This window comes from Bacillus sp. DHT2 (genome assembly GCF_026241455.1).
GTDB classification, from domain to species: Bacteria; Bacillota; Bacilli; order Bacillales; family Bacillaceae_G; genus Bacillus_A; species Bacillus_A pseudomycoides.
Genome location: NZ_JAPHWH010000005.1, coordinates 284,623 through 305,519, shown reverse-complemented (window position 1 = coordinate 305,519; position 20,897 = coordinate 284,623). Strand labels below are relative to the sequence as shown.

General features: G+C 37.9%; 20 protein-coding genes. 8 read left to right on the top strand and 12 right to left on the bottom strand.

The genetic code is table 11. The features are described from left to right. Window positions 1-429: 429 nt before the first annotated feature. The 5 genes from ORL93_RS15040 to ORL93_RS15020 all read right to left on the bottom strand — a co-directional run bounded on the left by ORL93_RS15040 (window position 430) and on the right by ORL93_RS15020 (window position 5,342). Entirely contained in the window at window positions 430-858 is a 429-nt protein-coding gene (locus ORL93_RS15040) for a pyrophosphohydrolase domain-containing protein (protein ID WP_003201351.1), read from the bottom strand. A 96-nt stretch (window positions 859-954) separates the two neighbouring features. Next, window positions 955-1,140, bottom strand: a complete 186-nt coding sequence (locus tag ORL93_RS15035; RefSeq protein WP_003201353.1) for a hypothetical protein — start codon at window positions 1,138-1,140, stop codon at window positions 955-957. Between the two features lie 125 nt (window positions 1,141-1,265). Further along, window positions 1,266-2,345 carry a Ger(x)C family spore germination protein gene (locus ORL93_RS15030; RefSeq protein ID WP_097794264.1) on the bottom strand — a complete coding sequence of 360 codons (1,080 nt, stop codon included), beginning with the start codon at window positions 2,343-2,345 and terminating at the stop codon, window positions 1,266-1,268. Continuing rightward, window positions 2,321-3,415 carry a spore germination protein gene (locus tag ORL93_RS15025; RefSeq protein WP_097794265.1) on the bottom strand — a complete coding sequence of 365 codons (1,095 nt, stop codon included), beginning with the start codon at window positions 3,413-3,415 and terminating at the stop codon, window positions 2,321-2,323. The genes ORL93_RS15030 and ORL93_RS15025 overlap by 25 nt, the downstream gene beginning before the upstream one ends. Window positions 3,416-3,431: 16 nt before the next feature. After that, window positions 3,432-5,342, bottom strand: coding sequence for a spore germination protein (locus ORL93_RS15020; RefSeq protein ID WP_265959167.1), 1,911 nt, complete (start codon window positions 5,340-5,342; stop codon window positions 3,432-3,434). Between the two features lie 202 nt (window positions 5,343-5,544). Here ORL93_RS15020 and ORL93_RS15015 point away from each other — a divergent pair, with 202 nt between their 5' ends. The 5 genes from ORL93_RS15015 (at window position 5,545) to ORL93_RS14990 (ending at window position 9,375) form a co-directional block, all read left to right on the top strand. After that, window positions 5,545-6,663 carry a homoserine O-acetyltransferase family protein gene (locus ORL93_RS15015; protein ID WP_097795427.1) on the top strand — a complete coding sequence of 373 codons (1,119 nt, stop codon included), beginning with the start codon at window positions 5,545-5,547 and terminating at the stop codon, window positions 6,661-6,663. 703 nt (window positions 6,664-7,366) lie between these two features. Continuing rightward, window positions 7,367-7,672 (top strand): rhodanese-like domain-containing protein, encoded by a 306-nt coding sequence (locus tag ORL93_RS15005; protein WP_003201171.1) that lies wholly within the window; start codon window positions 7,367-7,369, stop codon window positions 7,670-7,672. Between the two features lie 135 nt (window positions 7,673-7,807). Continuing rightward, complete coding sequence (locus ORL93_RS15000) at window positions 7,808-8,035, top strand: spore germination protein (protein WP_003201173.1); 228 nt, start codon at window positions 7,808-7,810, stop codon at window positions 8,033-8,035. 18 nt (window positions 8,036-8,053) lie between these two features. Continuing rightward, on the top strand, window positions 8,054-8,374 hold the full coding sequence (locus ORL93_RS14995) for a hypothetical protein (protein WP_003201175.1): 321 nt from the start codon (window positions 8,054-8,056) through the stop codon (window positions 8,372-8,374). A gap of 404 nt (window positions 8,375-8,778) precedes the next feature. Continuing rightward, window positions 8,779-9,375 (top strand): YHYH domain-containing protein, encoded by a 597-nt coding sequence (locus ORL93_RS14990; RefSeq protein ID WP_265959166.1) that lies wholly within the window; start codon window positions 8,779-8,781, stop codon window positions 9,373-9,375. A 73-nt stretch (window positions 9,376-9,448) separates the two neighbouring features. Here the strand turns inward: ORL93_RS14990 and narI are convergent, their stop codons facing one another. From narI to ORL93_RS14960, 6 genes are all read right to left on the bottom strand, one after another. Further along, the gene (narI, locus tag ORL93_RS14985; protein ID WP_144568868.1) at window positions 9,449-10,150 is read right to left on the bottom strand and encodes a respiratory nitrate reductase subunit gamma; all 702 of its coding nucleotides are present in this window, start codon (window positions 10,148-10,150) and stop codon (window positions 9,449-9,451) included. A 17-nt stretch (window positions 10,151-10,167) separates the two neighbouring features. After that, window positions 10,168-10,698: a nitrate reductase molybdenum cofactor assembly chaperone gene (gene narJ, locus ORL93_RS14980; RefSeq protein ID WP_003201180.1), complete on the bottom strand. Its 531-nt coding sequence runs from the start codon at window positions 10,696-10,698 to the stop codon at window positions 10,168-10,170. An 18-nt stretch (window positions 10,699-10,716) separates the two neighbouring features. Then, a complete protein-coding gene (gene narH / locus ORL93_RS14975) occupies window positions 10,717-12,192 on the bottom strand; it encodes a nitrate reductase subunit beta (protein WP_018782825.1) in 1,476 nt (491 codons plus the stop codon). After that, the gene (locus tag ORL93_RS14970) at window positions 12,182-15,865 is read right to left on the bottom strand and encodes a nitrate reductase subunit alpha (RefSeq protein WP_097795424.1); all 3,684 of its coding nucleotides are present in this window, start codon (window positions 15,863-15,865) and stop codon (window positions 12,182-12,184) included. Before ORL93_RS14970 ends, narH begins: the two co-directional genes overlap by 11 nt. A 217-nt stretch (window positions 15,866-16,082) precedes the next feature. After that, entirely contained in the window at window positions 16,083-16,775 is a 693-nt protein-coding gene (locus ORL93_RS14965; RefSeq protein WP_016116713.1) for a Crp/Fnr family transcriptional regulator, read from the bottom strand. 172 nt (window positions 16,776-16,947) lie between these two features. Next, window positions 16,948-17,619 carry an NAD(P)H-dependent oxidoreductase gene (locus tag ORL93_RS14960; protein ID WP_018782823.1) on the bottom strand — a complete coding sequence of 224 codons (672 nt, stop codon included), beginning with the start codon at window positions 17,617-17,619 and terminating at the stop codon, window positions 16,948-16,950. 140 nt (window positions 17,620-17,759) lie between these two features. Between ORL93_RS14960 and ORL93_RS14955 the strand changes: the two genes are divergently transcribed. The 3 genes from ORL93_RS14955 to ORL93_RS14945 all read left to right on the top strand — a co-directional run bounded on the left by ORL93_RS14955 (window position 17,760) and on the right by ORL93_RS14945 (window position 20,355). Beyond that, on the top strand, window positions 17,760-18,086 hold the full coding sequence (locus ORL93_RS14955) for a winged helix-turn-helix transcriptional regulator (RefSeq protein ID WP_018764554.1): 327 nt from the start codon (window positions 17,760-17,762) through the stop codon (window positions 18,084-18,086). Window positions 18,087-18,311: 225 nt separating this feature from the next. Further along, window positions 18,312-19,325, top strand: coding sequence for a GTP 3',8-cyclase MoaA (gene moaA, locus ORL93_RS14950; RefSeq protein WP_018782822.1), 1,014 nt, complete (start codon window positions 18,312-18,314; stop codon window positions 19,323-19,325). Window positions 19,326-19,341: 16 nt separating this feature from the next. After that, window positions 19,342-20,355, top strand: coding sequence for a molybdopterin-synthase adenylyltransferase MoeB (locus tag ORL93_RS14945; RefSeq protein ID WP_018782821.1), 1,014 nt, complete (start codon window positions 19,342-19,344; stop codon window positions 20,353-20,355). A gap of 35 nt (window positions 20,356-20,390) precedes the next feature. Here the strand turns inward: ORL93_RS14945 and moaC are convergent, their stop codons facing one another. Continuing rightward, window positions 20,391-20,882, bottom strand: coding sequence for a cyclic pyranopterin monophosphate synthase MoaC (moaC, locus tag ORL93_RS14940; RefSeq protein ID WP_018764551.1), 492 nt, complete (start codon window positions 20,880-20,882; stop codon window positions 20,391-20,393). Window positions 20,883-20,897: the final 15 nt, after the last annotated feature.

Here is a 20,897-nt window from a genome sequence, read left to right as displayed (position 1 = left end):
TTTGGGAATAGTAAGGAGGAGAGGAGGTGCATTACATATGGGAAAAGGTAGAAGTAATAATGCTGGTAAAAAGCAACCGAATTTCGATGATTCATCTAATTTCGCTAAACAAAGTCAACCGACAGAAAAGAAGAAAAAATAAAGTGAAACTTTAATCAGTGGGGGTTTTCTTCATCCCCACTGATTATTAGCCCTCACCAATCGGGCTTTTACGGGCAGTTTATCTCTCACCTAACTTCTTTGCTTTCACCGAATTTTGAGGTGGGGGTATTACTGCCCGTTAATGCGGGATAAACAAAAAGGAGCTCTCTTCATAAAGAGAGCTCCTTTTTCAGATATATCGGCGTTTCGACACGACATATAGTTCGCTCGAAAAAATAAGACATAAGTGCGGGGCTTAACTTCCCGCGAATGGTAGCCTATTCAATCTTATTTCCCTGCTTTTGCTAATGCTTCTTGGCGTTGACGCTCAATTTCAGCACGTAACTGTGGTTCTGGTGCTTGCCAGCCTTCTGGTTTTAAAATTTTGCCATCGCCTTCACGGAAACGTGGTTTTCCGTCAGGGAATAGTTTTGCCATATTTGCATTGTTTACAATTTCAAAGCCTTTATCGGGACGAACTCCCATTTCTGCAAATGTTCCAAATGCGAAATAGATAAGGTCAATTAACGCATCATATTGATCTTCTACAGTATTAGCTTCTAAAAATTCCTCTAACTCTTCTTGCATAAAGCTTGCGCGAATTTTTGCGCGTTCTTCTGTTAATTTTGTTGGTACATCTGTAACAGGGTGTCCAAATACCTCGTGCATTTTTGCAACAAGTTCATATCCTTTATCTAAACCTTTTTCGTTAGCCATGTTGTTTCATCCTTTCACGTTTTGTGCCGAACTTTATTGTAACATAAGGAGATTGTTTAATAAAAAAAACACCTTATAAAATAAGATGTTCTTTCCCTACTCTTCTTTCTTTATTAAAAATGATAAAGCGAGATCAATTCCGAACATCCCAACAAGTAGTGTCGGTACGACAACAAGTAAATAACGTGTAAATGAAACATTTTTTAAGTATGTATGAGCAAATAAAAAGACGCCGAGAAACAGAATACCATTTAAAATAGGTTTTACTAACTTTTTAGACATAAGCTCCCCCGTAAATATCTTTTTTCTTTATGTAAGTATTATCAAAAAACTCCTCTCTCCGTTGTATCATGCCCGGAAGAGGAGTTCAATCATTATCTGACATTTTGAGGAAACTATATTTCATATTATTCGATTACACCGGAGTTTGAAATATCAACTTCATATTTTACTGTGATAGGAACGTCTTTGTACATTTTTTTCCATTCTGCTAATTTAAATGGTCGATAGTGTTGTCTAAATTTAGCTCCTAGCCCAAGAGGATCAACATTTAAAGATTTTAATTTTTTGATGAGTTTTGTGGCTTCAGTATTTAAGCTTTTTTCAACTTCTTGTGATATTTTTTTTGTGTTCTGTTTATTTTCTAGGTTTACTTGTTTCGAAAGTTCTAAGATACGTGCATCTATTTTTACTTTAATTAAAAAGGAAGGCTTTCCAGCTTTTATATTTACAGTATACGTTGGCTTGGAGCGTATATTATTGATCATTACATATCCATTATTACTTTTAAATTCGTGTGAATCTAACCGATGTTTTTCCAATAACCCCTTAAATACGAACATATCTTGTCGATCAATTTTTCCGACATACTTATCCTTTTTTAAAAGTCCAATGCCAGTGATTTTGATTTTGTCTTTACTCTTTTTTAGGATAGGCATATAAGAGTCTTGGCCTTCACGATAATAACGAAATGCACCTAAATGTAAATTATCAGTTGGTACGGGGCCAGTTTGCATGTTATGCTCTAACATTTTTTTTATATAGATAGCCACATTAGAAGAAGTTGTATATTTTCCTTTTAATAGCTCAGGTCCATTTCCTTCTAATAATCCAACATACACTGAGTTTCCGATGCTGACATCGCGAATCAGGGTATCAAAGGAGGTCGACAATCCTTTTTTTGCAATTCTTGTAGTAAATAAAGCAACGCGCATTTGTCCGCTTGCAAATGGTTGAGAAGATTCCAAAGAAGTATCAGCTTTTACTTGTTTAACGGCATTTGCTATTCCTTCAAAGACCTGTACTTTATTTCCTTTTCGCTGCACCGGACAAACCGATGTTACCTTTATTTTATTATTTTTTGCTGTATCAAAAACAACCCCTTGAATTAACTGAACATCATCAACAATATTTTTTTGCAAACAGCCTGTTATGATGAATAAACAAATACATGAAAGAAGAATTAGTTTTTTCTTGATTTTTTCCATTTTCTTTTCACCCACACGATAAGAAATAAGATTGGGATGTAAACATATATAAGCCAAAGACTAACTTTGGAAGTATGACTAATAAAATCGTTGATATCATGCCTGTTTGTTAAAAGTTGTGACACAATAATTGTAATGAACATGAAAGAAAGTAAAATGTATTTTTGCTTTACATGAAAGATTTCATGTGTTCCTCTTGTAGCAGCCCATAATGGAAGAATAAAACTTGTAAGAATTACAAGTGCATAGCCGGAGATGGCAATGTACTCTAGTCGTTCGATAAAGGGTAATTGAATAACTTGTGTCATGGAAAGCTGAGACCAAATTGTTTTTGATAACTGTTTTTCGCTAAAAAAAGCGAATGCCAAAATCGTGCTAAATAAATATAAAATGTTAGAGAATAATACACCATATTGTGCAAATTTATGAGATTTCTCGGGATTCTTCACAAATGGGTATGCCATAAGAAAAATTTCAAAGCCCGTCATAGTATAAATTGACAATTGGGATGCTTTTAAAATATTTCCCAAAGAATGCGTAAAAACAGGAAGTAAATTTTCCCAATGCGCGTACTTGAACATAAATAGGCTAAGAAAAATATAACCTAGTGTCCCACTAATTGAAACGACACAGATACCAGTGATGATGCGGAATCCTGATGAGATGATGTAGTAACTTAATAAACATAAAAAGGCGGTGAACATCCAAGTGGACCCGGTAGGAAACATCCATACTTGAACAATCTCAACATACGTTCGAACAACGGATATACTCGCAACCAAAAAATACAGCATGAATACAATATTAATGCCATTACCGAGCCACTTTCCAAAGGTTTGGTGATGAAGGTCTATTAGGTTGCCTTCTGTATTTTTTAATAAGTAATACATCATCCAAACGAGAATGTGAATGATGATTCCTGTGATGAGAACACCAATCCAAGCGTCGTAGCCCGCAGCTTTGGCGATAATGCGTGCAAATCCGAGAACTCCAGCGCCGAACTGTGCACTATGAATCAAGAAGAAAACAAAGATAGGAGATATTTGATATTTTGTTTTGACTTTACTCATATGTGCACCTCGTTTCTTATTCATCAAAATCAGATGTATGTTTTGTTGAAATCCCATGTGCTGATTTTTTTACGTGTTGCGGCCTTGCTTGAATATCTCTTGTATCAATCATAGATAATGGAAACCGAATCCAAGAGTCTTTTAGTGATTGTCGCCTTGCTGGATAAAAGAGCGCGAATGGTTTCTGTAAAGAAGAAAGCCTGAATAGATGAGTAAATAAAAAGATAAAACCTAGTGAAATTCCGAATAGTCCACCTAATTCTGCAAATAAAAGGAATGGGAATCGTAGTAAGCGAACTGCGTTCCCCATCTTATAAATCGGTGTGATAAAGGAAGCTAACGCGGATAAGGCGACAATGATTAATAAAATATTACTTGTTAGTCCTGCTTGTACAGATGCTTGTCCGATTACGATACCGCCTACAATACCGAGTGTTTGGCCTACTTTCATTGGTAGTCTAGCCCCAGCCTCTCTAAGTAAATCAATAACCAGTTCTAGAAAGAGTGCTTCTATTAAAGGTGGGAAAGGAACTTGTGCTCTTGATAAAATTAATGTTTCGAGTAAATCGCTTGGAATTAATTCGTAATGATAACTTAAAATGGCAACATATAATGGTGCTGCGCAGATGGAAAACAGAACAGCAATGAGTCGTAAAAATCTTGAAAACGTAGCGTAAAGCCAAGATACGTTGTAATCCTCTGGCGAAACAAAAAAATCAAAGTATGAAACAGGAGTGAGTAAGACGCTCGGTGAACCATCTACAAAAATAGCGATTTTTCCATCAATTAATGCGGTCGTTACTCGGTCTGTACGTTCTGTATTAATAAATAGTGGGAAGATTGATTTTTCTCCCATCAATTCTTGAATATAGGAACTGTCGTTGATTTGATCGTATTCAATTGTACGAAGTGACTCTTCTAAATAATCAACACTGTCTTTTTCAGCAAGGTTCTCTAAATACATCATGACAACTTTTGTTTTAGAGAATGTCCCAATGATAACCTCTTTTGTTTGTAGTGCTAACACTGGAAGGCGTTTCCGTACTAAGTTAAGATTCGTATCAAGATCCTCTACAAATCCCTCTTGTGGACCAATAACTGTAGATTCATTTAATGGAATAGATGGCGCCCGATAATTATCAATTGTGATATTTGCTAAGATACATTTTTGATCTTGTTCATGTAACTGTACGATAGCGTGCCCTTTTAAAACCATATCTTCGATTTTTTGAAGATCATTTGTGATCGTAATTCCGCTCATTGGAATATGCTCTTTTAATTCTTCTAATGTAGAACACGTATGCTCTAATAAAGCTGGCATTAAATACTTTTGTAATTTTTCACCATCAAGCGATGGCCGGTAATAAGAAATCCAATACGGCATTGTTTCATCATCTGATGTGTGATAACTTACAAAATCACTAGATGTTTTTAGGTTTTCTAATAAATCTTGAAGAGAGTGAACCTTTTCTTTCTCGGGTTTACTGAAATCATAAATGCTATTGCTACTATTATTTTGCTGCTTGCCTGGTGTTTGCTGGTCTTGTTTAGTAGCTTGTGCAGATTGATGTTGTTTGTTTTGTGTTTGCTGGTCTTGTTTAGTAGCTTGGGCAAATTGATGTTGTTTGTTTTGTGTTTGCGCGTCTTGTTTAGTACCTTGAGCAGATTGATGTTGTTTGTTTTGTGTTTGCTGGTCTTGTTTAGTAGCTTGGGCAGATTGATGTTGTTTGTTTTGTGTTTGCGCGTCTTGTTTAGTACCTTGAGCAGATTGATGTTGTTTGTTTTGTGTTTGCGCGTCTTGTTTAGTACCTTGAGCAGATTGATGTTGTTTGTTTTGTGTTTGTTCCTCTTGTTTAGTAGTTTGATTTTGCTCTTTTGAATCTGTTTTACTTGATTTTTTTTTCTTTCGAAACCATTTCCATATCATACGTATTCCCTCTTTAACTCATGTAAGATAATGTTAGTTTATGGCGTATTTTGTATATTATGCACATGTTTATGGGGAATCAAAAATCCTTTTTGTTAAAAGAAGGGTTTCTTTTGGAAACGTAAAAGTGTTTTGGTAAACGGGATAGATTTGTTATGGAGGATTGATATATAATGACGTATTTACAATGGAGTAGAAATTTATGATGTATGTAAAAAAAGAAAGCTTTCATTTAAAAAAGTTTACATTTGAAAATGGCATAAAGATCCCTGTTCAGATTGGATATGAGACGTACGGTAAATTAAATCGGGAAAAATCAAATGCGATTTTAGTCTGTCATTATTTTAGTGCAACAAGCCATGCGGCAGGAAAATATACGGAGCAAGATCTCATTCCTGGTTGGTGGGACGGACTGATTGGACCGGGTAAAGCAATTGATACCGATCGCTATTTTGTGATATGTACCGATAATCTTTGTAATGTACAAGTGAAAAATCCTTACGTGATTACAACGGGACCAAAGTCAGTTAATCCAATAACGGGATCTGAATATGGGATGGGGTTTCCAGTATTTACATTTTTAGATGTAGCACGTGTGCAATATGAATTAGTGAATGCAATGGGAATTACAAGGTTACATGCGGTAATCGGACCATCAGCTGGTGGAATGATTGCGCAGCAATGGGCTGTTCGTTATCCCCATATGGTAGAGCGAATGATTGGTGTAATTACGAATCCGCAAAATCCGGTTGTGACATCGGTTAATGTTCTGCAAAATGCAATTGAAGCTATTCAGTTAGATCCAAAATGGAATGATGGAAATTATGGGGATGAACAGCCGACGAAAGGGCTGCATTTAGCAGGGAAAATGATGTTTATAAATGGGTTTGATGCTCAGTATTATGAAACGACATTTCTGCGTAATAGTGCGGAAACGCTACCTTATGAGAATTTCTCAGCACGGACTTCATTTGAACAAAATATAAATGCATTGACACTTCAAAATATTACTTTTGTGGATGCGAATTCATGGATGTATACAGCGAAAGCAACGTTATTACATGATCTTGCACACGGTTTTTCCTCTTTAGAAGGGGCACTTTCTCAAATAGAGGCAGATGTGCTTATGATTCCGTGTAAACAAGATTTACTGCAACCTTCTCGTTATAATTATAAAATGGTAGAGCTGCTCCAGAAACAAGGGAAATACGCAGAGGTTTATGAGATTGAAAGTATTAATGGCCATATGGCTGGTGTATTTGATGTTCATTTATTTGAAAAGAAAGTGGATGAGTTTTTAAAGAGAAGAGTGTTTGTATAAGTGCAAATTGAAAAAAGCACATAAAACCTAATCTTTAGGTGGAAGAGAGCATTTGGCCATGCATAGAAGCGATCAGCCCCTTTTTTCTGCCCCGTGCCAAGTGAAAACAAAGAGAGAAAACAAGTAGCGGTCACTTTTGGTTCTTCGGAGCCGCGACTTATACGCTTGAAAAATTGAAATAAATATATAGCAATGTGTGAAAAAAGGTGCGAGCCGTTAAGCGAGCACCTTCTTTTTAGATGATTTTTAAACGGAAGACGTATGTAGCAATGCATAATCCAAGGCAAGCGATACTAAGTAATAAATAAAAGAATGCTCGTTCTTGAGAGGATCGTGTGGGTCTTCTTTTGTTAAATATACCGAGTGAAATGATAGCGAAAATTAAAAAAATGAGACCTATAATGAAAAGAAAAAGTGTCATGTCGATCGACTCCTTTCGTAAAACAAGTATATTGAGGATACAATGTGAGAGGTAGATTTGTAAATGTAATAAATTCACAAATGAGTTGAGGAATAATGCAAATGAGGGAATTTTCACTTCTTTGCGTTCGTAATTTTCCATGCTAAAATTGGTGATGAATAGATGAGTAGAGAAAAAATTTACTACGTCAACTACCCTTCACTTAAATACGAACGCGTTTTGAAGTGGGGACTTCTTTCGGAAATACGTTAAAGTTTTAATTATATTAAGGAGGAACGACATATGACAGAAGTAAAAACAATTACAACAGAAGAAGTGCAAGAGCGCTTAGAAAACGGGGAAACGTTATTTTTAGTAGATGTACGTGAAGATGAGGAAGTAGCACAAGGGAAAATTCCAGAAGCTGTACATATTAAAATGGGTGATATTCCAAATAAAGTAGAATTCTTTGATAAAGAAAATGAGTATATTTTTATTTGTCGATCAGGAATGCGCAGTGAAAATGTATGTCATTATTTAAATGAACAAGGGTTTAAAACAGTGAATATGGTCGGCGGTATGCTGCAATATGAAGGTGAAATTCAATAATTCATTTTTAAAACTTGAAACGCGTCTGTTTCAAGTTTTTTTCTTTTGCATACAGTGTATACAAGAATTGTTTTTCGCATATGAGTGAGCAACAATTCCTGCGATTATAATCGATTTATATAGAAAGGAGGGAGGATGGTGAGTGCGCGAATTCGTAAAATAAAGATTGTTAATAACACAGGAGCTGTTAATGTAGGTGATTGTTATACTATTGAACCATTTGCTGCTTTGAAAATATATGCTGGTTCTGGTGGATCGAGCATCGCTACTTTTTTGAATGGAAAACGGATGCCGTCAGTTACTCCTAGGACGCCAGAATTCCTTCCACCACTAGAAACAAGTGAATTAACATTAGGTTCATAACAGAAAGGTTGACTGGTCATGCCGGCAAATATTAAAGAGTTTGTGATTGTAAATAACTATGGGAATTTATTTACGGGGGATAACTTGCGGGATACTTCATTTGTTGCATCAAAGACATATAGTGGAGCAACAGGGCCAACTTGTATTGATGTTGTGACTGTAATAGGAACGGCAACAAATCTTTGCTTGAACCCAGGGGATGTAGTGACAACGACGTATACGAAAGGTTCAGCGATTGGAACAAGTATGAGCACGAATACCGCTCCAAGTGCCAACACGTCAGGTACTATGCAAGCTGTTCCGAATGCGGATAGCTTGGATTCTGTACCAGGTTTATAGAAAGAGTCCTCTACTAAAAGTAGGGGATTTTCTTATTTTTTCATTGTTTACGCCTTTTTCGTACATATGGTTGTCAAGGAGAACAAGGAGAGGGAAAAGGTGGGGGCTTGCTGCCTGCAGATAGCGGGATAAATTGGATGTTCAATACCTTTGTTGTAATAGAAACAAGAGGTTCACCTAGTAATAATATAAAATCACTATTTATTTGGGTTAGTGTCAGATACTGCCGTAGTAAAACGATTTATAAAAGGAAACGCATTATTTTAGTAGATAGAGAATATTAGAAGTCTGGGAATTTATATTTTTATAATATGTAAAAAACACAATTCTTTATTAATATCATTCGGTTATCATATAATAATGCTTGATAGATAAATAGATAGAGAGAAGGGGAAAGTGAATCTATGAAAAAGAATATGAAAGTTTTAGTGATGGCAGTTGGTCTAACAATTATGGGATCAACGACAGCTGCTTATGCAAGCCCTGGTGGATTGGACAAAAATGGTGGACATACTTGCCGAACAAACTGTGGGAAATATGGGCTTGAAACAGGAGAATACCATTATCATAACAATTGGAAACAAGATAATGGAAAGTGGTATTTCTATGATCAAAATGGAACGAAAGCGAAAGGTTGGCAACAAGTAGGTACGATATGGTATTACTTTAACGGAAATGGAGCAATGCAAACAGGCTGGCAACAAGTAGGTACGACATGGTATTACTTCAACGGAAGCGGAGCAATGCAAACAGGCTGGCAAGCAATTAGCGGCACATGGTACTACTTCAACGGAAGCGGAGCAATGCAAACAGGCTGGCAAGCAATTAGCGGCACATGGTACTACTTCAACGGAAGCGGAGCAATGCAAACAGGTTGGCAAGCAATTGATGGAAAATGGTACTACTTCAACGGAAGTGGGGCAATGCAAACAGGTTGGCAACTCATTAAAGGAGTAAAGTACTATTTCGAAAGTAATGGTGCTTGGAATCCGAATAAATAGTAAAATGAATATGGAAGATTAACGGAAAAATAAAATAGCACCTATCTTATTTTTATAGGATAGGTGCTATTTTTTATTGGATTTTTGCTTTTTCAGATTCAATAGGTTGTCTTTTTCGATAAATAACATAACTGCGTCGTAAATATTTCACTGGAACGCTAAAGACATGTACAAGTCTTGTAAATGGCCATGTTGCAAAGAGCCCCATCGCTGCAATGATATGGATTTTAAACCAAATAGGTACTTCTGCCATATATTCTGCTTTCGGCTGAAAAACAAAGAGGCTGCGGAACCATGGACCAATTGTTGTTCGATAATCAAATCCTTTTGCATCAATATTGAAAAATGTAGAGGATAGACCTGCTAACATTACAATGAACAAGAGGACGAGGGCGACATAATCTCCTTTTGTACTTGTTGCGATAATGCGTTTTACTGTAAAGCGACGATACATTAAAATCACTAAACCAACAATTGAAGCAATTCCTGCAGGAAGACCGAAGCCGATAGCGACTATATGATACATATGCTCAGAAATACCAAAAGAGGTATATACAAATTCTGGTATTAATATTCCCATGATGTGTCCACCGATTACAAACATAATGCCAAAGTGAAAGAGTAAACTTCCGATTCGGAGCATTTTCTTCTCTAATAGTTCGCTAGATTTTGATGTCCAGCCAAATTGATCATAGTTGTATCTGAAAATGTGTCCACCGATAAAGATTGCGAAAATGATATAGGGGAACAGCACCCATAAAAATTGATCCATCATTTTGACGACACTCCTTTCTAATTCGCTTGTACTCCCCAGGCATCGATGGCGAGGAGAATGGCAGCAAGAATTGGTTCGTACATACAATTTGCTTCTTTTAACTGTCCGTGCAATGCTTGTATATCTTTCGTGTATCTACTCATAATTGGTTCGCTATCTTCTTCATTTGCGTTTGCGAGAAACTCAAGTAGAAGCGGTAGATAATCAGGTAGTTCTTTATCTGTTACCGCAAAGCCAGCTTTTTGATAGTGTTGTTTTAGCTCTAATAATTCAATTCCACGCTCTCTTTGTTCACCTGTGTTCATGTAAGTGAGATACATATTTGTTTTCTTTCCAAAGTCGAATGTATATACGTAAGAATCAATGAGTTGATCGTTTGTTTTTTCTTGAGCTTGTTTGATGAAAGCTGTAAGCAACGTGTGAATTTCTTCATGCGTAATCGTATCAATTGTTTCTTGTAGTTCTGGTAAAGCTTCTCTCCATCCTGTTTCAGGATAGGAGAGAAGGAAGGAAGCACAAGAAAAAGCAGTTTGTAAACCTTGTTTCATAGCTATTACCTCCTTAGTTTAAGAGAGTGTCATACAAGAACCTGGGCCGCCTGCGAAGGAAAGGCCGCAGCTTCCTTGTTCACTATATAAATCTGCAACTTGTTCACGGTGAGATGTAGGGATAACGAAACGGTCTTTATATTTTGCAATCGCAAGAAGGCGATACATATCTTCTACATCTTCTTTTGTTAAACCGAGTTCTTTTAATACAGCTTCATCTGGTTCTTTATTAATTTGCAGTGCTCTCATATGAGTTCGCATAACAGCCATTTTTTTCAATGTAAGACGAATATGTGATTCATCTCCTGCAGTAAGTAAGTTAGCTAAATATTGAATTGGAATACGCATATTATCAATAGCAGGGAAAATTTCTTCTGCTTGCCAGTTGCTTCCTTTCCCTTCCACCATATTCATAATCGGGCTCAGCGGTGGAATATACCAAACCATCGGCATTGTCCGGTACTCTGGGTGAAGAGGAAGGGCGATTTTCCAATCAATAATCATTTTATAAATTGGTGATTCTTGAGCCGCTTTAATCCATTCTTCAGGAATACCTTGTTTTTTTGCTTCCGCAGCTACTTCTGGATCATTTGGATCTAAGAAGACAGTAAGCTGAGATTCATATAAATCTTTTTCGTCTTCGACAGAAGCGGCTTCCTTTACTTTGTCAGCGTCATATAACATTACCCCAATATAACGAATACGTCCTACGCATGTTTCCGAGCAAATCGTTGGCATACCAGCTTCGATACGCGGGAAGCACATTGTACATTTTTCTGCTTTATTTGTTTGCCAGTTAAAATATACTTTTTTATATGGACAAGAAGAAACGCAGAATCGCCAAGCGCGGCATGCATTTTGATCAACAAGGACAATCCCGTCTTCTTCACGTTTATACATCGCTCCAGATGGGCAAGAAGAAACGCAAGATGGATTCATACAATGTTCGCAAATGCGAGGCAGATACATCATAAAGACATTCTCGAAATCTGTTTTAATATCTTCTTCCATTTTCTTGACGTTCGGATCTTGCAAGCCTGTTATATGTCCGCCTGCTAAATCGTCTTCCCAGTTTGGGCCCCATTCAATTTTGTCGATAAACTCTCCAGTAATTGCTGATTTTGGGCGAGCTACCGGTTGATGTTTTCGCTGCGGACTATTTGTTAATGTTTCATAATCATAGTTCCAAGGTTCAAAGTAATCATCGATTGTAGGTTGATCTGGGTTATGAAAAATGTTCATGAGACGTTTCATTTTTGAACCGGATTTTAGCTGGATTTCACCGTTTTTTAATTCCCAGCCGCCTTTATATTTTTCTTGATCTTCCCACTGTTTTGGATAACCAATCCCAGGTTTTGTTTCCACGTTGTTGAAATACATATATTCAGCACCTGGACGATTCGTCCAGGTGTTTTTGCACGTTACGCTACAAGTATGGCAGCCGATGCATTTATCTAGGTTCATTACCATTCCGACTTGCGCTTTAATCTTCAAGCCAATCTACCTCCTTCAGTTTGCGGATCACGACGTTTAAGTCACGCTGGTTACCAGTTGGACCGTAGTAGTTAAATCCATAGCTTAATTGACCGTATCCACCAATCATATGTGTTGGTTTTACATGAATGCGGGTTGGGCTATTATGCGTTCCTCCGCGGTTGCTCGTTAATTTTGTACCAGGCACATTAATATGACGGTCTTGTGCGTGGTGCATAAAGGCCATTCCTCTTGGTATGCGGTGCGTTACAACGGCACGTGCTACGACAACGCCGTTACGGTTAAAGCATTCGATCCAGTCATTATCACTAACACCAGCTTCGGCGGCGTCATCTTTGTTCATCCAAACAGTTGGACCACCACGGAACAGCGTTAACATCGGTAAGGAATCGAAGTACATACTATGAATCGACCACTTATTATGCGGTGTTAAATAGTTTAGTGTAATTTCTTTTCCTTCTACCTCAGGGCGTGATTTACGGAACGGTTTATGTTGCAAGATTGGCTTGAATGTTGCCATTGTTTCACCGAATTCCTTCATCATATCGTGATCTAAGTAGAACGATTGTCGTCCAGTTATCGTTCTCCAAGGGATAAGGCGCTCAACATTTGTTGTAAATGGTGAGTAACGGCGTCCCCCTTTTTCAGAACCAGTAAAGGCAGGGGAAGTAATCACCGTTTTTGGCTGCGCAGTAATCTGTTCGAATGTAAAGCATTCTTCTTCGCGTTCTTCTGCTAAATCGCGCAGATGTAAATCTGTTTGTTTTTCAAGAGCTTCCCATGCTTTTACAGCCATATGACCGTTCGTTGTAGAAGAAAGGGTTAACACCGCTTCAGCAGCATTGATTGCTTCTGTTATATCAGGGCATCCTTTGGCGATAGAGTCAGTGCGAATAACGCCTAATCGACTCTTTAATTGTTCATATTCTTTTTCTGCAGACCAAGAAATCCCTTTCGTACCAATTGGCTGCTTCCCAGTGTTTGGTCCAAGCGCTGTCATCTTGTCATAAATTGTTTTATAATCTCGTTCTACAACATGAATTTGCGGCATTGTCTTTCCTGGTATTGGTTCACACTCACCTTTGCTCCAATCTTTAATCTTGCCAAGCGGCTGTGCCAATTCTTGCGGTGTATCATGAAGAAGTGGTGTTGCTACAACTTCTTTCATCGGATCAAGATCAAGTTCTGTTGCTAAATCAGAGACTGCTTTAGAAAGGGAACAGAAAATATCCCAGTCAGAGCGTGCTTCCCACGGTGAACCGATTGCCGGATTAAATGGATGTACGAACGGATGCATATCTGTACTACTTAAATCGTGTTTTTCATACCAAGTTGAGGCAGGAAGGACGATATCAGAATAAAGTGCTGTTCCAGCCATACGGAAATCTAAGTTAATCAGTAGATCAAGCTTTCCTTCAGGTGCTTCTTCATGCCACTTTATTTCTTCTGGTCGTAATGAATCGCTATCGTCATTCATTAATCCGTTTGTTGTACCTAATAAATGTTTTAAGAAATACTCGTGCCCTTTACCAGAACTTGAGATTAAGTTTGCGCGCCATACGAATAAATTGCGCGGGAAGTTATTTTTGTTATCTGGGTCTTCAATTGCAAATTTAAGTTCTTTTTCTTTTAGCTTTTGCGCAACATATTTTCCGATTTCTTCCCCCGTTGTTGCGCCACTAGCGACAGCTTCTTTATATAGTTCAATTCCATTCTTCTCGAATGTTGGATAAGAAGGTAACCAACCAAGACGAGCAGCTAACACATTGTAATCACCGTGATGTTGATAGCGTGAGTTGCCGACAACTGGCGATGCTAAATGGCCAACTGGTGTATCTTCATAGCGCCACTGATCTGTTACAAAATAGAAGAAGGATGTACCGTTTTGTAATTTCGGCGGACCTTGCCAGTCTTTTGCCATTGCAATTGTTTGCCAGCCTTCTGCCGGACGTAATTTTTCTTGCCCAACATAATGCGCCCAACCGCCACCGTTTACACCTTGTGCACCAACGAGAAGAACAAGATTTAGAACCGCGCGATAAATCGTATCAGAGTTAAACCAATGGTTAATACCAGCGCCGACAATAATCATCGAGCGTCCATTTGTATCAACAGCATTTTGAGCAAACTCACGAGCGATTTGAATAATCAGTTCTCGTTTTACTCCGGTCACTTTTTCTTGCCATGCTGGTGTAAATGGAACATCATCATTGAAGTCTTTCGGTTCTTGCCCGCCAAGTCCGCGGTTGACACCGTAGTTTGCTAACGTTAAGTCGTACACAGTTGTAACGAAAATGTCGCCTTTTTCTGTTGCAATTTTTTTCACTGGAATTGTTCGCTCTAATATTTTGTTTCCGTCATCGGAGAAGTATGGAATTTGTACAGTTTCAACTGCATCTTCCATGCCAAGTAAAGAAAGGCGTGGATCAATTTTTTCGCCTGTTTGCTCGTCTTCTAAACGTAAGTTCCATTTCTTTTCGTTATCCCAGCGTGACCCCATTGTGCCATGAGGCGTTGCAAAATTATTGGTGTTTTCGTTCCAAAGAACAGGTTTCCATTCGCCAAGCTTTGTTTCACGACCAATATCATTCGCGTTTAAGAAACGATCTGCAACAAATTGGTCTCCTTGTTGTTTTAATGTGACAAAGAACGGAAAATCAGTATATTGTTTTGCATAATTTGTGAAGTATTCCACTTGGTTGTCTACGTAAAACTCTTGTAAGATGACGTGTCCCATTGCCATCGCAAGCGCACCGTCTGTACCTTGTTTTACGCTAATCCAATCATCAGCAAATTTTGTGGATTCAGCAAAGTCAGGACTTACGGAAACGACTTTCGTTCCTTTATAACGGACCTCCGCTAAGAAATGGGCATCTGGTGTTCTTGTCATTGGTACGTTTGAACCCCATGTCATAATGTAACCAGAGTTGTACCAATCACTACTTTCAGGTACATCTGTTTGATCACCCCAAATTTGCGGAGAAGCTGGTGGTAAGTCAGCGTACCAATCGTAGAAGCTGAGCATAGGTCCACCCATGAGCTGCATAAAGCGGCTACCAGCAGCGTGACTTAACATCGACATAGCTGGAATTGGTGAGAAACCAACATTTCGGTCTGGACCATATTTGATCACTGTGTATAGTAAGGAAGCAGCGACTAGTTGTAATACTTCATCCCAACTAGCACGAATGAAGCCGCCTTTACCACGCGCCTCTTTATAAGTACGTGCTTTTTCAGGGTTTTCCACAATGCTTTTCCAAGCGTCTAGCGGTGATTTGTGATTTTGAAGTTCCTCTTGCCACATATTCCAAAGGACACCACGTACATATGGATATTTCACGCGAAGTGGACTATAAATGTACCAAGAAAAACTTGCCCCACGCGGACATCCACGCGGTTCAAAATCTGGCATATCAGGGCCGGTAGAAGGATAGTTCAGTTCTTGACCTTCCCAAGTTACAATTCCATCTTTCACATAAATATTCCAGCTGCAAGAACCAGTGCAGTTAACACCGTGTGTAGAACGGATTACTTTATCGTGTTGCCATCGTTTTCTATACACGTTTTCCCATTCACGGTCTTCATATGTTTCTTGTGTATGATTGTCGTTATAGCGATCTATCGGAGAAAAATATTTTAAACGTTTCATTAATGCTGAAGGTTTCTTTTTCATACTGTTCACTCCTTTATTGCGTCTCTCTTGCTTATTTTCACTATAAGAGAGCATACAAAATAGAGATGTGATATCTATCACAGTTCAACAGATTGTCAAAAATCAGATTGATATTAAAAAAAATTCCGAAAGGTTGTGACATTCTGCACAGTACAGAGAGAGTTTTTTATGTAGAGTAAAGGAGAAAGAAAAAAGAGTAGCATCTCAAATAGAGAGGCTACTCAATGCTACAAATAGAGGTAGGGCAATCTTCACAAGCAATTTCACATTTTAAAAATTGTAAATTATGAATGGTAATCTTTCCTTTATGGATAGAAATAATTCCTTGTTTTTTTAAATCGTTTAACATACGGTTTACACTTTCACGTGAGGTTGCACAGAAATTCGCAAGCTCTTGATTTGTTAAAGGTAGATCGATAAGAATACCATTCTCTTTTAATATGCCATAACTGTTTGTCATGCGAATGAGCGTGGAATAAAGAGCTCCTTTTTTTCCATGTAACACTAAATCACGGAATTTTGTTTGCATTCTTCGTAAATGTTCACTAATCCATTTCATAAATTCAAATGCAAGAGCAGGTTTTTCAAGCAATGCCTTTTCTAAAGCATCTCGTTTAATGACTCCAACTTCAACATCTTCCAGGCATTTCGAATTTAATAAATATTTTGCATTGTCCGTAAATAATGTTAACTCCCCGATAATATCGTGTTTTGAACAAATGCGAAGTGTTAACTCTTGTCCGTCAGCACTAATTTTACTAATCTGTACTTTTCCAGAGCGGACGATATAGAGTTCTTTTGCCTCCACACCTTCTTGGAAAATATAACTTCCTTTATTAATCTGCATTTTATATTCAACAGATGCAAGTAATTCCTTTAAGTCTTCCGATAATGCCGTACGGTTTGTCACAGCAATCACCTTTCTTTTTAAAGCAGTCTATTTCTTATTTTGGATGTAAATATGGTGAAAATGCAAGAAATATCTTTTTATTATAGGTAATAAGTTTATTTTTAGCAGTGAACAAGCGCACTTTTCACAACGAAAAAAAGAGTGTCCTTTGTAGACACTCTTTTCTTTTACATTACTTAATCCATTCAACAACCATATCCATTGTTTGACGAGTTTTATCACGTTTTGGTTCTTCCGCTCGATAACCAAAAGCAACTAAAACAGACACACCAAATGTATCACCTGAAACAATTCCCTCTTCTTTTAAAATCGCTTCTACTTTTTCTTGATGGAACCCTTCAATTGGGCAAGAATCAATGCCGATTTGGGCAGCTGCAGTCATCATATTACCAAGAGCGATGTATGTTTGTTTAGAAGCCCAATCAAACATGGCACGGTCGCTTTCAAATAATTGAAAATCAGTTTCTTGAAACGCCTTATAAAAACCAAGCTTCATCGTTACGACTTCCTCGGGAAGCTGCTGAATATTTTTCATGAAGTTAGAAATATAGGAAGAGTCATAAATCATATCTTCTTTTTTACGAGCTAATATAACGACAAAATGGCTCGCTGTTGATAATTGTTTTTGAGCTCCCCAAGCCACAGGGAGAAGTTTGTTGCGAATATCTTGATTTTGAATCACAACAAATTTCCAAGGTTCAAAACCAAATGAACTTGGAGAAAGTCGACCAGTTTCTAAAATAAAATGAAAATCTTCATCAGAGACTTTTTTATTTACATCAAATTCTTTACATGCATGTCTAAATTGATAAGCTTTTAAAATTTCTTCTTTTGTATGTTCCATTTAAATAACCACCTTTTAATTATTTACTTTTTTATAGTAAGTTGATTACAAAATTGATTCTACAATAGTACAATGAATGATATAAGTACGCACATTTTTAGCATATAGTATCAATTTGTATACTAATGGAGAGTGATAAAATGGAACAGAAAGATATAAATCGTTGTTCAGTGGAAGTAACGTTAGATGTAATCGGTGGAAAATGGAAAGGAGTTATCTTATTTCATTTAATGAATACCAAAGAGATTCGCTTTAATCAATTTTTGCGATTGATGCCTGGCATTACGCAGCGTATGTTAACAAGGCAGTTAAGAGAACTTGAGGCCGCTGGAGTAATCCACCGGGAAGTATATAAAGAAGTTCCGCCAAAAGTGGAGTATTCTTTAACGAAATTCGGAAAATCTCTTACACCAATTATTACACTTATGCGTGAGTGGGGAGAGGAATATCGGACACAAATAAAGTAATTTTAACTGAAATGTGAACAAAATTCGAACGGATTTGTGAAGAATTTTTGAATGGCAGGTACGATGTGAGAAATATCACAACGTATATCCTGCTTCTTTTTTATGATGGAGGCAAATAAAAAGCATGGAAAATCAATAAAGAGCTCGAGCAAAAACATCGCAGTTTAAAAATATATTATAATAGAATGAAGACAGATAGAATTTAGCAGAAAAGGAGGGGTGACGATGCGCGAGAAGATTAGAGATTCTTTAGGGCGTCCGCTTCAAGATTTACGCATCTCTGTCATTGATCGTTGTAACTTTCGGTGCACATATTGTATGCCGGCAGAAGTATTCGGGCCTGATTATGCATTTTTACAAGAAGAATTTTTGCTTACATTTGATGAAATTGAAAGATTAGCAAAATTGTTTGTAGGTATGGGTGTAAAAAAAATTAGGCTTACAGGCGGTGAACCATTACTACGTAAAGAGTTGCCAAAGCTTATTGAACGGCTTGCAAAGCTGGATGGCTTAACAGATATTGGACTAACGACAAATGGCATTCACTTAACGAAGCAAGCAAAGGCGTTAAAAGAAGCAGGGTTACACCGAGTGAATGTTAGTTTAGATGCGATAGAGGACGATGTGTTTCGCAAAATTAATGGCCGGAATATTAGTACAAAACCTGTGCTAAAAGGGATTACGGCAGCAAAAGAAGCTGGACTTGATGTGAAAGTGAATATGGTTGTGAAAAAAGGGATGAATGATAGTCAAATTCTTCCGATGGCTGCTTATTTCAAAGAACAGGAAATTCCGCTTCGTTTTATCGAGTTTATGGACGTCGGCAGTACGAACGGATGGAATTTTGAACAAGTAATTACGAAACAAGAATTGATTGAGAAGATTAGCGGGGTATATTCGATTGAGCCTGTAGATCCTCATTATTTTGGAGAGGTTGCTAAGCGTTATCGTTACGTGGGCAGTGATGCGGAAGTTGGATTTATCACTTCAGTTTCTGAATCTTTCTGTTCTTCTTGTACAAGAGCACGGATTTCGGCAGATGGTAAATTTTATACGTGTTTGTTTGCGACGAAAGGAACGGATTTACGGAAGCTCCTTCGAGAAGGTATTTCTGATCCCGATTTATTAAAGGTAGTGCAAGATGTATGGGAATATCGAGAAGACCGGTATTCTGATGAGCGGACTGAAGAAAGTGCAAATAACCGTCCGAAAATTGAAATGTCTTATATCGGAGGGTAAGAAGGGGGGATGTCGCGTGCAGGAGCGTTATTCAAGACAAATGTTATTTTCCGGGATTAGCGAAGCAGGCCAAAGGAAAATAAGAGAAAAGCATGTACTCATTATAGGTGCCGGTGCACTAGGAGCAGCAAGTGCAGAGGCGATTGTCAGGGCGGGAATTGGAAAACTGACGATTGCTGACCGTGATTATGTCGAGTGGAGTAACTTACAGCGGCAGCAGTTATATACAGAAGAAGATGCAAAGCAGTATAAGCCGAAAGCAGTCGCAGCATTCGAGCGTTTAAGGCAGATTAATTCTGAAGTAGAAATTGTACCAGTTGTAACAGATGTAGCGGTGCAAGAAATGGAAGAGTTAATTAAGAATGTGGATTTAATATTAGATGCGACTGACAATTTTGAAGCGCGTCTTCTTATTAATGACATTTCGCAAAAATACAATATTCCTTGGATATATGGAGGATGCGTTGGAAGCTATGGCGTCACATATACAATTCTTCCGGGAAAAACACCATGTTTTCGCTGTTTGATGGAGCATCCATCTAGTGGTGCAACGTGTGATACGGCAGGAATTATACAACCAGCTGTACAATTGGTCGTTGCGCATCAAGTGACAGAAGCACTTAAAATATTGGTAGAAGATTTTGGAGCGCTTCGTGAAACGATGCTGTCATTTGATCTTTGGAACAATCAGCACATGGCGTTTAAAGTGAATAGGCAGAAAAAAGACAAATGTCCATCTTGCGGAAAACTGCGCACGTACCCAAGTTTAACGTTTGAATCACAGACGAAAACAGAGGTTCTATGTGGGCGAAATACAGTTCAAATCCGTCCAGGGGCGCCGCAACTTCTTAATTTAGAAGAAATTAAAAAGCGCTTACAAAAAAGTGTGGATGTGCAAACGACACCATATTTACTATCGTTTCGTGTTGATGAATATCGTTTCGTGTTATTTACAGATGGCAGGGCATTTATTCATGGGACAAATGATATGAAAGTGGCGAAGCGATTATATGCAAGATATATAGGCTGAACCTAAAGGTTGTCCTTTAGGTTCAGGGGACTAAATTAGGATTGTGAATTTCTAATATAATCTCCACTTTTTCCGCCTGTTTTTTCAAGTAAATATGTTTCGCCGATAATCATACCTTTGTCAACAGCTTTACACATATCATACACGGTAAGAGCGGTCGCAGAAGCTGCTGTTAAGGCTTCCATTTCAACGCCAGTGCTACCTTCTGTTTTTACTTTTACTTCAATTCGTAAACGGTATTGCCCTTTCGCCGTTTCCCAATCGAATGAAACATCTACTCCTTTTAGAAGTAAAGGGTGGCACATCGGAATAATATCAGAAGTGCGTTTAGCAGCCATAATACCGGCGATTTGTGCGACGGCTAATACATCGCCTTTCCCAATTTCATTATGAGAGATTTTATCATAAATTTCTTTCGTAACAAGGATGCTAGAGCAAGCAATTGCTGTTCGCACTGTCACTTTTTTATCGCTAATGTCGACCATTTTGGCACGGCCTTGGTCGTTAAAGTGAGTGAATGAAGACATGGAATTCCTCCTTGA